Annotated in this window: 16 protein-coding genes; 7 read left to right on the forward strand and 9 right to left on the reverse strand. The window is 60.5% G+C overall.

Annotation, left to right across the window (positions count from 1 at the left end):
• Nucleotides 1–125: 125 nt before the first annotated feature.
• Nucleotides 126–2,561 carry a TonB-dependent receptor gene (locus ACZ1JM_RS01480; protein ID WP_465132331.1) on the forward strand — a complete coding sequence of 812 codons (2,436 nt, stop codon included), beginning with the start codon at nucleotides 126–128 and terminating at the stop codon, nucleotides 2,559–2,561.
• Nucleotides 2,562–2,580: 19 nt separating this feature from the next.
• Nucleotides 2,581–3,384, forward strand: coding sequence for an SDR family oxidoreductase (locus tag ACZ1JM_RS01485; RefSeq protein ID WP_465132332.1), 804 nt, complete (start codon nucleotides 2,581–2,583; stop codon nucleotides 3,382–3,384).
• On the opposite strand, the gene ACZ1JM_RS01490 is transcribed toward ACZ1JM_RS01485, so the two are convergent.
• The 5 genes from ACZ1JM_RS01490 to ACZ1JM_RS01510 form a co-directional block, all read right to left on the reverse strand.
• Nucleotides 3,385–4,002, reverse strand: coding sequence for a TetR/AcrR family transcriptional regulator (locus tag ACZ1JM_RS01490; RefSeq protein WP_465132333.1), 618 nt, complete (start codon nucleotides 4,000–4,002; stop codon nucleotides 3,385–3,387).
• Between the two features lie 145 nt (nucleotides 4,003–4,147).
• Entirely contained in the window at nucleotides 4,148–4,702 is a 555-nt protein-coding gene (locus ACZ1JM_RS01495; RefSeq protein ID WP_465132334.1) for an ankyrin repeat domain-containing protein, read from the reverse strand.
• 46 nt (nucleotides 4,703–4,748) lie between these two features.
• Entirely contained in the window at nucleotides 4,749–4,931 is a 183-nt protein-coding gene (locus ACZ1JM_RS01500; protein WP_465132335.1) for a hypothetical protein, read from the reverse strand.
• A 62-nt stretch (nucleotides 4,932–4,993) separates the two neighbouring features.
• Nucleotides 4,994–5,170: a hypothetical protein gene (locus ACZ1JM_RS01505; protein ID WP_465132336.1), complete on the reverse strand. Its 177-nt coding sequence runs from the start codon at nucleotides 5,168–5,170 to the stop codon at nucleotides 4,994–4,996.
• Nucleotides 5,171–5,810: 640 nt separating this feature from the next.
• Nucleotides 5,811–6,374, reverse strand: a complete 564-nt coding sequence (locus ACZ1JM_RS01510; RefSeq protein ID WP_465132337.1) for a hypothetical protein — start codon at nucleotides 6,372–6,374, stop codon at nucleotides 5,811–5,813.
• 10 nt (nucleotides 6,375–6,384) lie between these two features.
• Here ACZ1JM_RS01510 and ACZ1JM_RS01515 point away from each other — a divergent pair, with 10 nt between their 5' ends.
• Nucleotides 6,385–6,948, forward strand: a complete 564-nt coding sequence (locus ACZ1JM_RS01515; RefSeq protein WP_465132338.1) for a hypothetical protein — start codon at nucleotides 6,385–6,387, stop codon at nucleotides 6,946–6,948.
• 88 nt (nucleotides 6,949–7,036) lie between these two features.
• Here ACZ1JM_RS01515 and ACZ1JM_RS01520 read toward each other — a convergent pair whose 3' ends face one another.
• The 4 genes from ACZ1JM_RS01520 to ACZ1JM_RS01535 all read right to left on the reverse strand — a co-directional run bounded on the left by ACZ1JM_RS01520 (nucleotide 7,037) and on the right by ACZ1JM_RS01535 (nucleotide 11,692).
• The gene (locus ACZ1JM_RS01520) at nucleotides 7,037–8,770 is read right to left on the reverse strand and encodes an FAD-binding protein (RefSeq protein WP_465132339.1); all 1,734 of its coding nucleotides are present in this window, start codon (nucleotides 8,768–8,770) and stop codon (nucleotides 7,037–7,039) included.
• A 133-nt stretch (nucleotides 8,771–8,903) separates the two neighbouring features.
• A complete protein-coding gene (locus ACZ1JM_RS01525) occupies nucleotides 8,904–10,142 on the reverse strand; it encodes a cytochrome P450 (RefSeq protein ID WP_465132340.1) in 1,239 nt (412 codons plus the stop codon).
• 53 nt (nucleotides 10,143–10,195) lie between these two features.
• The gene (locus ACZ1JM_RS01530) at nucleotides 10,196–10,846 is read right to left on the reverse strand and encodes a TetR/AcrR family transcriptional regulator (protein WP_465132341.1); all 651 of its coding nucleotides are present in this window, start codon (nucleotides 10,844–10,846) and stop codon (nucleotides 10,196–10,198) included.
• Between the two features lie 63 nt (nucleotides 10,847–10,909).
• The gene (locus ACZ1JM_RS01535) at nucleotides 10,910–11,692 is read right to left on the reverse strand and encodes an SDR family NAD(P)-dependent oxidoreductase (protein ID WP_465132342.1); all 783 of its coding nucleotides are present in this window, start codon (nucleotides 11,690–11,692) and stop codon (nucleotides 10,910–10,912) included.
• 223 nt (nucleotides 11,693–11,915) lie between these two features.
• Between ACZ1JM_RS01535 and ACZ1JM_RS01540 the strand changes: the two genes are divergently transcribed.
• The 4 genes from ACZ1JM_RS01540 to ACZ1JM_RS01555 all read left to right on the forward strand — a co-directional run bounded on the left by ACZ1JM_RS01540 (nucleotide 11,916) and on the right by ACZ1JM_RS01555 (nucleotide 13,888).
• The gene (locus tag ACZ1JM_RS01540) at nucleotides 11,916–12,605 is read left to right on the forward strand and encodes an SDR family NAD(P)-dependent oxidoreductase (RefSeq protein ID WP_465132343.1); all 690 of its coding nucleotides are present in this window, start codon (nucleotides 11,916–11,918) and stop codon (nucleotides 12,603–12,605) included.
• Nucleotides 12,606–12,765: 160 nt separating this feature from the next.
• The gene (locus tag ACZ1JM_RS01545; protein ID WP_465132344.1) at nucleotides 12,766–13,128 is read left to right on the forward strand and encodes a type 1 glutamine amidotransferase family protein; all 363 of its coding nucleotides are present in this window, start codon (nucleotides 12,766–12,768) and stop codon (nucleotides 13,126–13,128) included.
• Nucleotides 13,129–13,155: 27 nt separating this feature from the next.
• Nucleotides 13,156–13,320, forward strand: a complete 165-nt coding sequence (locus tag ACZ1JM_RS01550) for a helix-turn-helix domain-containing protein (RefSeq protein WP_465132552.1) — start codon at nucleotides 13,156–13,158, stop codon at nucleotides 13,318–13,320.
• Between the two features lie 103 nt (nucleotides 13,321–13,423).
• Complete coding sequence (locus ACZ1JM_RS01555; protein WP_465132345.1) at nucleotides 13,424–13,888, forward strand: phytanoyl-CoA dioxygenase family protein; 465 nt, start codon at nucleotides 13,424–13,426, stop codon at nucleotides 13,886–13,888.
• The last annotated feature ends 8 nt before the right edge of the window (nucleotides 13,889–13,896 follow it).

The raw sequence follows: 13,896 nt of genomic DNA on the forward strand, positions 1-13,896 counted from the left end.
AACGCCGGGGGATTGAGATGAAGGCGAAACTTCCTTCGCGCTGGCGTAGGTCGGCGCGAATAGATCGTCGTCATCGTAAAATAAGTCGGCCTTCCTTGCGAAGAGCACGATGGGGAGAAGAGAGCATGATGAACCTTCAGAGCACGCGTCGAGGTGGCTTGACTATCGGACTGATGGCGTCAGTTTCAGCAGTGGTTTTTGCCGCGCCGGCGCTGGCTCAGGATGCTGCACCACAGGCTGCGGTTGGCGGTCTTGAAGAAATCGTCGTCACTGCCCGTAAACGCACGGAGTCGCTGCAGGACATCCCCGTTGCGGTCACCGCCTATTCGCCCGCACAGATCGCCCGCCAGGACATTTCCAATATTGAGCGGATTGCAGCGACCACGCCTAACCTGGTGGTAGGCCGCGCCACGACAGGTTCTGGAGCGCAGATTTCCCTGCGCGGCATCGGCACACCTGCAAGTGCGCTTGGTATCGAGTCTTCCACGGCGGTCATCGTCGATGGTATCTATTACGCCAGCGGTCGTATCCTGAACGAGGGCTTCTTCGATTTATCCCGTATCGAAGTATTGAAAGGCCCGCAGGCGCTGTTCTTCGGCAAGAATGCCACGGCGGGCGTCATATCGATCACGACCGCCGATCCCGGCTCGACGTTCGAAGCATCGACGCGCTTGGGTTATGAATTCCGGGCCAAGCGTCCATACATCGAACAGATGATCTCAGCGCCGCTGACGGACACCCTCGGCATCCGCGTTGCACTTCGTGGATCAAAGATGTTCGGCGGCTATTCCCGGAACTACGCCACACCCGTCACCTTCAACGTCACGGACGTGGCAGGCGGGCCGGTGCAGACTTTTACGGCGCAACCAGCGGACCGGCGATCGCCCAAGGAAGGCGAACTGGTCGGCCGCGTGACGCTGAAGTGGCAACCCACCGACGCGATCACCAACACGTTCAAGGTTTCGGCGAACCAGTCCACCACCAACGACGGTGCTTGGAACAACATCGTGTTCTCCTGCGCCACCGGCTTCAGCACGTTGCAACCCGGCGTTCCCTGCAAGCGCGACTGGAAATACTACCACAACCAGATGCCGCCCGAAATCGCAGCGAACTTTCCTTTCGCAAGGTCGGACGGCGAGCTTTACACCAAATACCGATCCTTCCAGGCGACCAACAATCTGGAATGGCAGTTGGGTGACGTAACGCTGACGTCCGCCACCAATTTCCAGCATCAGAACAACCGCTGGCTGACCGACAGCGACTATCAGCAGCGCACGACCCAGATCTACGTCGGATCGCGCGAGAAGTGGACGGCATTCTCAGAGGAACTTCGCGCTCAGACCAACCTCGACGGTCCGCTCAACCTTATGGTTGGCGTCCTGTATCAGAAAACCAAGCTGGACTCTGATCAGTTCGTCTATTCCGGTAATGTGCGCGACAGCGCGCAACGACCGGAGTGGGAATACGTGGCGTTCGGCAAGGATTCCTACACCAAGGGTGAAACGATTTCGCCGTTCGGGCAGGTCACCTGGAAAGTCGTGCCGCAACTCGAACTGTCAGCAGGCATCCGCTATACTCATGAAACGAAGGACAGCTTCTTCGTGCACCCCGTCAACCGGGCAGGGCAGATCAATCGCCTGAACGATCCGATCTATACGGATCAGACATTCACCAACTGGAGCCCGGAAATCACCGCATCGTACAAGCCGGTGCCGAACGTCAACATCTACGGCGGCTTCAAGACCGGCTACAAGTCTGGCGGCTTTTCCAACCAGAGCTCGTACACGCAGGCATCCATCCCTGCGGATCTCGATTTTGAGCCGGAGAAGGCCAAGGGGTTCGAAGGCGGCGTGAAGACGACGCTATTCAACAACCAGCTGCGTTTTGACGTCGCGCTTTACACCTACGAGTATACCGATCTTCAGGTCGACTTCTTCGAGGCGCAGACGTTTCGGTACGTGACGACAAACGCCGGCTCCGCGCGCACCAAGGGTATCGAAATCTCTACGGAGTGGGCCCCCATCGCGCTGCCGGGTCTGTCCGTCCGTGGGTCCCTTAACTACAACAAAGCGCGCTACGTGGAATTCATCGCCCCATGCGTCACCGGGCAGACGCCGGCGCAGGGATGCAATCCAACGGCAGCCAGCCCTTATGGCGGCCTGCTGGTTCAGGACCTGAGTGGACGTCCCACCGCCAACGCACCACGGTGGACTGCAGCGATCGGGACGAGCTACGAAGCGGAACTTAGCCCCGACATGTCGCTCACGCTGTCGGCTGACGGGCGCTATTCGAGCCGGTACAACGCATCGCCGTTCGACAATCCGATCGCCACGCAGCCCAAGTATATCAATCTGGATGCATCGGTCACTCTGAGTTCGAAAGCCGGGTGGGACCTGGCCGTCATCGGCAAGAACCTGACCAATCAGTTCGTCATTTCCGGCGCGCTGGATTCACCCGGTACTGGCTCGGGCACGGGTCTGGCGACCGGTCGCCTTGCCGATCAACGTGGCTATGCCAACGTACCGCGCACCGTGCAGGTGCAGTTGACTTACCACTATTGATGATAGCTGGAGATCTCAATTGAACCGCCTGTCCGAAAGAGTCACCGTCATCACAGGCGCTGCGAGCGGGCTAGGCGAAGCAACCGCTCGGCGCTTCGCTGCTGAGGGAGCAAGGCTCGTGCTCGGCGACATCCGTGAGGATGCAGGCATGGCGCTTGCGCAGGAACTCGGCGGTTCCTTTTTGACATGCGACGTCACCCGAGAGGCGGACGTACAGGCGCTGATCGAACACGCCGTCTCAGAGCACGGCAAGCTGGACTGCATGATAAACAATGCAGGCCAGCTGGGTGCCGTCGGCCGCATTCAAGAGATCGATGCCGCCGCGTGGGGCGATACGATGGCGATATTGCTCAACAGCGTGTTCTTCGGAATGAAGCACGCGGCGTGCGTCATGCGGCCGCAACGAAGTGGTGTCATCCTCTCCACTTCCAGCGTCGCCGGTATGGTGGCTCTCGGCCCGCATGCCTATACCGCTGCGAAGCATGCAGTTCTCGGCCTCACCCGTTCCGTTGCGGCAGAGCTTGCGGAAGACGGAATACGCGTCAACGCAGTGGCGCCGGGTAACGTACCCACCCGCATGACCGAAATCGCTTATGGCGATGCCGAAGCCATGCGAAAAGCGGCGGAAGCACGCAATCCGTTGCGACGGGTAGTGACTGCGGACGAAATTGCCGCTGCCTTCGCCTATCTCGCCAGCGACGATGCTTTGAACATCACCGGACAGGTGATCGCTCCGGACGCCGGTCTGATGGATTGTCGCATGGACGCCAGTTATTACGCCAAGCCGCCATCGTTTTTTGACGCCTACGGCAATCGCGACTGATCAGGCAGGCGGGTGGAGTGCGCGGATCTGGCTTTCCAGCGTGCCCAGCAATGATGGCACCATGGCTTCATCCAGCGCTCCGGTCATCAGGCTCAGCGCCATGCCCTCGATCAGAGTCTGGGATAGGGCGATGGCCTGCGCCAGATGCTCCGGCTCGGATTTCCATTCGGGAAAAAGCGCCAGAGCCTCGGCATTGAAGCGCTCGCGGTATTCAACCTGCAACGGGTGCATGATCTGCGCCAGTTGAGCGTCCGTACGTGCGGCAAGGGCCAATTCCTGAAACGCGATGAAGGCCGGTTTCTGAACCTGACGCCAATAACCCGGGATGATCGCAGCAGGATCGTGCTCGCTCACTTCGGAGGAACGGCGGAATGCGCGAAGGCGGCGTTCGTGTAATTCAACGATCGTCGCGCGGATCAGAGTGGCGCTGTTCTCGAAGTGATGAAGCATGGCACCGCGGGATAATCCCGCTCGCGCAGCGACCAGCGGCGTGGTCGTGCCGGAATAGCCCACCTCGACAAGGCATTGGATAGTCGCTTCAACCAAACGGCCTCGGGTCTGAGCGCTTTTGATGGATTGACGGGTAGGGGCGGCGTCCACCGGCGCTGCACCGCTCACGATCGGCGCCGCGATCTTACGGGACGGACTACTGGTCAATTCGAACCTGTCATTTCTGGCGAGGGGAGAGATACAGCGTGAAAATGCATACATCATCGTTATGAGCACAGCTACAATCCAGCAATGCCAAATATGCTGATGGCGTCTACGAGATAGTATTATCGGTAGACGCGGTGTCACCAAGCCGCGCAGCCATAACACCGTTCCCTTGTTCCCTGGCCACGGAAATGGCGCTGTTGCCGGCTAAATCGAACACATGGGGGGCCGCACCATGTGCGATTAGAAGTTCGGCGATCTTCATCCTGTCGAACAACGCAGCGAACATTAAGGCGGTCTGCCCGGCCTTGTTGGTCGCATTCACGTCTGCGCCGGCGGCTAACAGGAATTCCGCAATGTCGATATACCCCTTGAACGCTACCCCCATGAGAGGGGTATTGCCGCGGGCGCCATCTGGTTGATCGACGTTCGCTCCAGCAGCAAGCAGTTCTGACGCCGTGTCGAGGTGACCGTTGTAAGTCGCCAAGATCAGAGGGGTGTAGCCCTTGTCATCAACGGCGCCGAAATCTGCCCCCGCCTGCAAAAGCGGAACAACCATCTCGGTCCGACCAATGCGCGACGCTTCAAACAGCAATTTTTGAATACGTCCGGCTGAAGGCAAGGGAATATCGGGCTGACCATCCACGTCCGTAATATCTAACAAGGTAAGGTCCTTTGGATGCACCGTTGGCGACAGTGACTAAACCCTATCAAGCGCCCTTGGCTCTTTGATCTTCAGGGTAGTCTTCGGGCGTCACGCTGGTGCTTTCAGCCGGGCGGTCCTCCAGTTTCTGCGCCTCTTGACCGCTTTCATTTTGAACATGCGGATCGAACGAGTCTGGCCGCGCATCACCGGAAGGGCCGCGCGGAGTTTCTGGGTCGCTGTCTGACATGGGTGTTTCCTGTGATGCTGAAACAAAAAGCCCGCCCCGAAGGGGGCGGGCATTGTGGCTAATCAGTGTCCCGTGCCAGGTTCGCTCGTCTTTGGTGGCTTGCCATCTTCGGCGCGACCCTCGTTTCGCAAATCGCGCCCTTCCTGGGCCTTCTTCTGGCTTTCCGGCGACTTGCCATGCTCGTTAAGTTCTTCCTTGACGAAACCTGCAGCTTCCTTGGCTTTGCCTTCAATGCTCATGATCGTCTCCTGCATTTGTCTGTCGACACAGACTGTGTGACAGCATAGCGCGCCAGATGACCCTGCGGTTCCTGGCAAAGACGAACTGGCCGTCATCAGTGTGAAGAGGGAGGCCGACTTGACCCTTTCTCAGGCAAACAGAAAAGAATGCCGTGTTCAATTTCATGGCCATACGATCAGACGGTGATGATAGCGAGATGGATAATAAAGATTATGTTAAATTCATTGTCAGCTTAATGCAAAGTCGTCATCTGCTCGTGTCGCAGCGCCTGCTGGATAGCGCGTCACCAGCGCGCAGGATGACTTCTCCGCTTGCTATGATCAGCGTCATCTCGCTCGATCCTTCGTTGCTCACCGGGTTCTTCTGCGTCTGCCATAGCAGATAGCCACCGATGCCTGAATCCGGAATATCAAGTCGGCAGGCGGAAGGCCGTCGATGATCACGGCCGATCGCCCCTGTTCGTCAAAACCGGTCACTATCCGACGCGCGGCGCCGGTCATCGCACCGTTCTCCGGCCCGCTTTATGGGTCATCACAGGGTCCGTCATGGACCTGCCTATCCCAATCTGATGCACAATCATTTCCACCACCAGTCTATGCCATCATCATGATCCCGCTGCGCTGCGCAATGACCAGCCTTTCATCCAGCGTCGCTCTGGAAATCGGCGATGTGATAGGTGGGTGGAGGGGGTAGGCGCGTGTGATCCGCCCTTCTATCCTGCTCGCCTGTGACGCCCCCGCACCCGACTTGCGGCCGACCATGATGGACAATCCCATGAGAAAGCTTGCCCTTCCCCAGTCCGTGATCGACGTGATCGAACGCAGCGTCTTCACCCAATTCGCTACGGTCAGTACGGCGGACGTGCCGATCGACACGCCGACCTACTGCTTCCCGAACGATGACCTGTCGCATATCGGCGTCGCCACGGGGCTTGCTTATCCCGCCAAGGCCGGACGCGCGCGCCGCAATCCGAAGGTCGGCCTGCTGCTGGACGGGATGCCGGGCGAGCCGGTGGTGTCGATTCGCGGAATGGCTGCGGTGCGCGATGCTGATCTTCAGGGTAACGCGGAGCGCTATATCGCAGAAACCGGCGTCGATATGGTCAGCTATGGCCTTCCGTGGGAGGTTGCGCGGCAGGCAGTCTGGTATTTGGACCCGCATCATCATCGAAGTAGCGCCCGAACGGATAATGTGGTGGGACAATGCGGGCGCGATGGACGTCGCCCCCCATGTATGGAAAGCGCCTGCCGGCTTCGTCTTCCCGGCATCCGACCATGCCCCTCCCGGCAAGACCAGCCCGGCTGCGAAATGGGACCAGCGCCCCTGGCAGTCTATGGCCCAAGGCGCGCTGGCGCGCGGTGCACCGGCCCATCTGACGTTGTGCGACACGGACGGCTTCCCCCTGCCCATCGGTGTGCGCTCTTGCGAGTTGACGGGCGACCGCTTTCGCGTCGATGTGCCGAAGGGTGCACCATGGTCCGCCACGGGCAAGGCGACATTGACATTCCAGGGCCTGGAAACTTTCGTCGGTGAGGCTGTTCACGAAAACGGCGAGACCTGGGTGCTGGTCGAGCGCGCGCTGCCTGAGCTACCGATGATGAAGGATCCCAAGGAGGTCATCCAGCCGCGCGATGACGTGAAGGACAAGTTGCTCGCGCGCCTGGTCCAAGAGACGGCCCGACGTGGCCAGCCTGTGCCCAACATTCCCGAACAGGTTCCCGCGCCCACGCGCATCGCTCTGCTGCGCAAGGAAATGATCGCCCAAATGATGGGCTGAGATGCGTATGTCATGGGCAAGTGTGCACATGACCAGCATTGCCGGACAACATTGGCGGTCGGTCCCGCTTTGACCGACCGCCGTCGCGTCAGGCCAGGATTTCTGCCAATTGGTTCGATCCCAATGCATGGTGGGCGGCAACATAGCCAAAGGTGAACGACGCGCCGATGCTTGCCCCCGCCGCAGGGTAGCAGCGGCCCAGCACGGACGCCGTCGAATTGCCGATGGCATACAGGCCCGAAATCACCGATCCGTCATCTCGCAGCACGCGGGCATATTCGTCCGCCACGACGCCGCCGGCTGTGCCGACATCATTAGGATACATGGCTACGGCGCTGAACGGCCCCTGCTCGATCGCGCCCAGATTGGGATTGGGCTTCACCGTCGGATCGCCATGCGCCCTGTCGAACGCGCGGCAGCCGCGTCCATAATCTTCGTCCACGCCAGTGCGGCAGAAGCCGTTGAAGCGCTCGACCTCCGCCTTTAGCCCGGCGGCGTCGATACCGCACAGCGCGGCAAGGTCCTCCAGCGTATCGGCGGTCTTCATATATCCGCTGTCGATCCACTGCTGCGGCGTCTTCTGCCCAGGCAGCGTTGATCCCCATGGATAGCGGGCACGATGGCGCGCGTCGAATATCGTCCAGGCCGGAATAGCCTTGCCGCCGGTCTCCTGGTTGCGCCGATACATGCGCTCTCCGATCTCCATATAGGCGCCCGCTTCGTCCGCGAAGCGCTTGCCATTCTGGTCCACCATCATGCAGTGCGGCAGGCTGAGGTCCAGATGGTGCATGAAGGGCAGCAATTGCCCGGTGGTCCAATAGGAACCCTCGGGCCAGGTGCCGTCCGTGGCATGGGAGGTAATGACCCACCAGGCGGTGTCCAGGCAGTCGGTCGCCGCGCCCAGGTCCATCATGCGCTGAATCACCTCTCCCGTGTCGCCCGGATTGGCATTGGTGGAGCCGACCGGCCCGTTCGTCACCTGCGCGCGGAAATCGACATTGTGGGAAAATCCGCCGACATTGGCGATGACGCCGTCGCGCGCGCGGATCCTCACCTGCCGACCGTCACGCTGAGCGATCACGCCAACGACGCGTCCATCCTCGACGATGAAGTCGGTGACCGGCGTGCTGCGGCGGATATCCAGCCCTTCGCGCAGGGCGATCTGGTACATCCGTCCCTGAATCGCACCGCCATTTGCGACGGTGACGCGGCCCAGCAGTTTGTCGCGCAGCGTCAGCATCACATAACGCATCGCCTTGCGCTTGCCCTTCCACGTACGCTTGTGAAGGAACAGGACCGGAAACTGATCCGACGATATCGGCATGCCCACAAGCGGCCCATAGAGCGCGAGATGATCGGCCGCCTCACCCAGTTCCTTGAGATTCAACGGTTCCGGCAGCAGCGATCGGCCCTGCGGCAGTCCGCCCGGCGCATCGTCATAATAGTCCGGCCAATCGTTGATTGGACGACGGACTTTCAGACCATGGCCCCGTAGATACTCCATCATGCGCGGGGCGGCCTTCAGGAAGGCGTCGCGGCGCTGTGGGGTAACGCCCGGCCCTTTGTAGGTCACGACATTATCGAAATATTCCCGCGCCTTTTCATAGCTGTCGGGAATGCCAGCCTCTTTCAACAGGTTGTTGTTGGGCACCCACCAGACGCCACCCGAATAGCTGGTCGATCCGCCGACCTTGTCTTCCTTTTCCAGAATGACGGCGCGCTTGCCATGCTGCTTGGCGACGAGTGCTGCAGGCATGGAACCGCCGCCCGACCCGATGATGACGAGATCGAACTCCTCGTCGAATGGCGCTGCTGCAGACATCGTACCTACTCCTTGATCCTTGGCCGTCGCCGCAGCCTTGATGTACAATTAATGCGCAGCGTGACGGAGCAAGCGCCGCCATGCAATCGACAGAACCGTGCCATCACTCACATGATCGCAAGGGCGCCGACCCCTAACAATCGAATTTCACGTGAAGATGACGAGGCACGCGCATTATGAGACCGCGGATCTCGGGCGCTGGCTCGTCTGGATCGAGCCGCAGGTTGGGCAGCTTGTCCAGCACCGCGTGCAAGGCGCGGGTCATTTCGACCCGGGCTAGATGCTGGCCTACGCAGATGTGCGGGCCGCGCGCAAAGGAATGATGCGCTTTTTTGGGGCGGAATATATCAAACCTGTCCGGATCGGCATGAATGGACGGATCGCGATTTACCGCTCCCGCCATGACGTCGAGATAAGCGCCGGCGGGAATGGCGACGCCGCCCAATTCGGTATCGACCTTCGCCATGCGCAACTGCGCCAGCACCGGCCCGTCGAAACGCAGCGCCTCTTCAATCGCCTGCGGGATGAGGTCGCGATTATCGCGCAGCGCATCCAGTTGATCGGGATTGAATAGTAATTGCGTCAGCAGCACGCTGGTCCCGCGATAGGTGGTGTCGCCAGCCGCGTTCATCAGCTGACGCAGGAAGGATATCAGAACCAGTTCAGGCAGATATTCTCCGTCCACTTCGGTCGTCGCCAGCAAACTGACCAAATCGTCACCAGGGTCGGCGCGACGCGCCTCTACAAGACCCTTGAAATAGATGCCAAGTTTGACGCTGGCTTCCTGCGCCCTGTCCATATGGACATAATCCGTTTGGCCGATCGCCAGCCGCTGAAAGACATGCACGTCTTCGCGCGGCAGGTTAAGCTGGCGATAAATGACTTCGAATGGGTAGCGCAGCGTAAATTCATCGATCAGGTCGGCTTTTCCGCGTGGCAAGAAGGTGCGCATCAGGTCATCGACCGCCGGGTCGACAATGGTCTCACCCCATGTCCGCACATATTGCGGCAGAAAGATTTTTTGAAAAAGCCTGCGCCAGCGGCCATGTTCGGGATTGTCCATGGTGCTGATGCTGCCCAAGCCAAAGGTCGCGCCAATGCTGGGCCGGTAGCTGGCGTTGGAAAAGCGGCTGGTGTCGAGCAGCACCTCGTCGGCTTCCTTCGCGCCCAATACCGTGAATTGCGGCATGGTCCCGTAGAAACTGGGATAGCCCATATTTTCTCGATAGCAGCCGGGGATGACCGCGCCCTGTACGCGCAATGCATGAATACGCGGATACGGATCGAGATCGTCACCGAAATTCACGGCGTCGGCCATGAACGGATCGTAGCTACTATCCGCAAATTCCTCGATTCGGAATGTCGTCGCCATCTTGGTCCTCATTCTATATAGTTTTTACTACATAGGATGACTGTGGCTTTTGGTCAACGCGCTCCCGACGGATCAAGTGCCCGGCTGACCATCGTTTCCAAAGTCTGCACGATATGCGCCTGTGCAGGGCGTTCATCAGGAAACAGCCAGTCGTTGAACAACACCGATGCCGCGAGCATACCGAAGGCAAGCCGGACGCCCAGCCCAATGTCTATCGTCGGTTCTTCCCCACGTTCTCGATAGGCGACCAGCTGCTCACGCGTGCCCTCACGAAAAAAGGACAGCAGGCTGTTGAACGGCAGCGGCCCGGTATCTTCCGGATCCATTCCCCGCGCCGACAATAGCGCCGTGAACAGCATTCGGTTCTTTTCGAACAGATCACTGATCGACTGGAATATATGATGTTGCCGCGTCTTGCGAAGATCGTCCTGCGACAGCTCCCGCCAGTCCTTCAGGAAGGTCTGCATGATATCGTTGAAGGGCGCACAGACCACCTCGTCGAACAGCGCCGCCTTGCTACCATAATAGCGGAACAGCAGCGTTTCCGACACGTCCGCCACCCGCGCGATTTCGCGTGTGGTTGCGCCGTGATACCCTCGTTCGGAGAACAGCTGCCGCGCCGCGCCGCAGATGCGTTCGACCACATCCTCCCGCGTGCGCCGCCGCCGTCGCGTGCGTTCGGCGCTGGTGGGCGTCTCGGTCAAAGACGGTAGCGGGGCGGCGGTGGCGGTGGCGGCTATGGTATCGATCCTTATATCGGGCGATCCTCAGCTGATAAGGAAACCGCCGTCGACCGCTATGAGCTGTCCGGTCACGAAAGTCGAGGCGTCGCTGGACAGGAACAAAGCCGTGCGCGCAATGTCCCTGGGATCACAGGATGTGCCGTGCAGAGGAATCCGCCCAGGCTGGAGTATCGGGCCGCGCAACGAGTGACCCTCGACAGACTTGCCGGCCTGCTCGGTTGCCACACCGCCGGGCAGGATCGCGTTCGAGCGGATGTTGAACTCGCCATATTCCAGCGCAATCGAAATGGTAAGGTTGTTGATGCCCGCCTTTGCCACGCCATAATGGATATTGTCGTAGATCAGCGCGCGCAGCGAATTAACCGATGATATATTGACGATAGAGCCGCCTCGCCGGTCGATTTTCATCCGCTTTACCGCTTCTTGCGTGCACTGAAATGGACCGCGGATGTCGATTGCCAGCAAGCGATCGAGGAAGGCCGTGTCGGCCTCCTCAAACGGGCATAGTGGGTAGATGGCCGCGCAATTGACCAATATGTCGATCGGCGCGGCGACCTCGTCTGCCTGGCCGAATAGCGCCTTGATCGATGCGGGGTCGCTTTGGTCATAGGCGACGGTCACCGCGCCGGGGCATTGCTCTGGCAGGCTCGCCAGATCCTGCGCATTATTGTCCGCGCCGATCACGGTTGCGCCAACGGCATGGAACAGGCGGGCGATTTCCCGGCCGATGCCGGTGGCCGCGCCTGTCACGACCGCAGTTTTGCCACTCAGGCCAAAGCACGCATTAATCTCATCGCTCAAACCCATCGATACTCTCCCTGTCATTGTTATATCGTACCGTCAGGATTGCCAATGGCCCGAACCTGCGCAATTTTGCCCGAAGGATGCATGGAAGCGGCATGATGGTCCATGCGCGGTCGGCATTGATCCCACCCATGATGCCTGCCCCGCTCCGCAGCCTCTGCTCTGGCGAGGGCGGCCGTCAGCGATTATGGTGGGCCAAAGTACCTTGCGGAGACCAGAGTTCACCATGACTTCACGCAGCATAATCGTGACCGGCGCTTTCGGGGCTCTGGGCCGTGTCGTCGCCCGCACCTTCGCGGCACGGGGGGATCGGGTAGCCCGGGTCGATTTCGCGTCTACCGCGCCCGAGGCACTGGAGGGCGCGATCGACCTGCCTGATATCGACCTGACCGATGCAGATGCCTGCACCCGCGCGGTGGAAGCGACTCGCGCTGCGTTCGGCGGCGTTGACGCGTTGGTAAACATCGCCGGCGGTTTCACCTGGGAGACGCTGGAGGGTGGCGGCATCGACAGTTGGCAACGGATGTTCGCCATGAATGTGGTCACCGCCTCGACCATGACGAAGGCGGCGCTGGCGGCGCTCAAGGCGGGAGGTGACGGACGGATCATCAACATCGGGGCTGGCGCAGCGGTGAAGGCCGATATCGGCATGGGCGCCTATGCCGCGTCAAAGGCGGGAGTCCACCGCCTGACCGAAAGCCTCGCGATTGAGCTGGCGGGCAGCGGCGTCACTGTCAACGCCATCCTGCCCAGCATCATCGATACGCCAACCAACCGGGCCGACATGCCGGACGCTGACACCGCCAACTGGGTTCAGCCGCAGGCAGTGGCCGACGTCATCCGCTTCCTGGTGTCGGACGCCGCGCGATCGATCAGCGGCGCACTGATCCCTGTGACACGCGGCACGGCGCGTTGACGGGCGGCCGCAAGACGTAGCCGGCCGGGCGCATGGTCCATGTCGCCGCCATCGTCCTGCCCGGCACCTTCATGGCTAGCTTGGCGCCTTTGGTCGATTGTTTTTGGCTGGCGAGCCACCGGCCCTGCGGCTTAGCCTATTATCCCTAGACGGCACGGATGTGCCGCTCCACAGCCATGCAACGTTGCAGGTCGACGGCGCGGTCGCACGATCCGATCGGTTCGACATGGCATGGGTTCCCGGCTTTCGGGTGGGCGACCCGGCGGCGCTACGCGCTCGGCTCGATAACCTTGGAACCCTGATCGACTGGTTGAGCGAAGCCGGAGCGAGAGGCATGCCGATCGCCGCCAGCGGTGCGGCTGTCATTCTGCCGATGGCGGCGGGGCTGGAGGGCCAGACGGCGATCCCCGCCGCGCGGTGGCGGCTGAAGCAGGATTTTACCGGGCCGGTCTCGCTCGCCGCGCAGGCCTGCGACCTTGCGGTGACCCCGGCCGTGCTGATCCGGCATTTCCTCAAGGCGTAGGGGATAACGCCGTCGGCCCATCTCGGGCTGCGCCTCACAGCGGCGCAGCGTATGCTGATTAGCTCGGACCGTTCGATCGAAAGCATCGCCTTCGCGGTGGGTTACAGCGACGCATGCCTGTTCCGGCAGATGTTTCAACGTGCCACTGGCCAGAGTGCGTCGGCTTGGCGGGCGCTGCATAGGCAAACATAAATATCCGCTTAGCGGGAGTTTCTATCCGCCCCTGACGCCCCGGATGAGCGTATATCGGGACCGGACGCCGACAAGGCGCCGCTCCAGGAAGAGGATCGAACAGATGAACGCGCTTACGCTCAACCGGCTCGATGCCGAGTATATCGATGCGCTCGCCATCCAGCGGACGCGGACTTTTGAAAACTGTAATCGTCTGCTCGGAGACCATGACGCGCTGGAACGCTTTTATTCGCAGAATGGCTACCTTTTCTTTCGCAACGTGCTCGGTCCCCGGTCGGCGGCGGCGGCGCGCGGGGCGATACTGACCGTAGCAGCCGAGGAATATGGCCTGATCGAGACGGGCGACGTGCAGGGCCGATGGACCGGCAAGGCCCATGTTTCACGCAGCGAGGAAGACCCGGCCTTCGCCGGCATTTCGAGCCGCCTGATTGCCTATCTCGCGAACCAAGCCATGCTTGCGAAGATATTGGGTGAGCCGGCCTGCATGGTGCCGATCGTCCAATATCGGCTTTATCCGCTCCACGGCCCGGTCACGATGATCCACAGGACCGCTTCTCCAGGATTATAAGCCGCTCT

The sequence above is a fragment of the Novosphingobium sp. BL-S-24 genome, from assembly GCF_055521575.1.

Excerpts from the sequence above, each read along its gene's own strand:
- ACZ1JM_RS01480 (WP_465132331.1), top strand. The coding sequence starts at position 126 with ATGATGAACCTTCAGAGCACGCGTCGAGGTGGCTTGACTATCGGACTG.
- ACZ1JM_RS01500 (WP_465132335.1), bottom strand. The coding sequence starts at position 4,931 with ATGTCAGACAGCGACCCAGAAACTCCGCGCGGCCCTTCCGGTGATGCG.
- ACZ1JM_RS01505 (WP_465132336.1), bottom strand. The coding sequence starts at position 5,170 with ATGAGCATTGAAGGCAAAGCCAAGGAAGCTGCAGGTTTCGTCAAGGAA.
- ACZ1JM_RS01515 (WP_465132338.1), top strand. The coding sequence starts at position 6,385 with ATGGACGTCGCCCCCCATGTATGGAAAGCGCCTGCCGGCTTCGTCTTC.
- ACZ1JM_RS01520 (WP_465132339.1), bottom strand. The coding sequence starts at position 8,770 with ATGTCTGCAGCAGCGCCATTCGACGAGGAGTTCGATCTCGTCATCATC.
- ACZ1JM_RS01525 (WP_465132340.1), bottom strand. The coding sequence starts at position 10,142 with ATGGCGACGACATTCCGAATCGAGGAATTTGCGGATAGTAGCTACGAT.
- ACZ1JM_RS01535 (WP_465132342.1), bottom strand. The coding sequence starts at position 11,692 with ATGGGTTTGAGCGATGAGATTAATGCGTGCTTTGGCCTGAGTGGCAAA.
- ACZ1JM_RS01540 (WP_465132343.1), top strand. The coding sequence starts at position 11,916 with ATGACTTCACGCAGCATAATCGTGACCGGCGCTTTCGGGGCTCTGGGC.
- ACZ1JM_RS01555 (WP_465132345.1), top strand. The coding sequence starts at position 13,424 with ATGAACGCGCTTACGCTCAACCGGCTCGATGCCGAGTATATCGATGCG.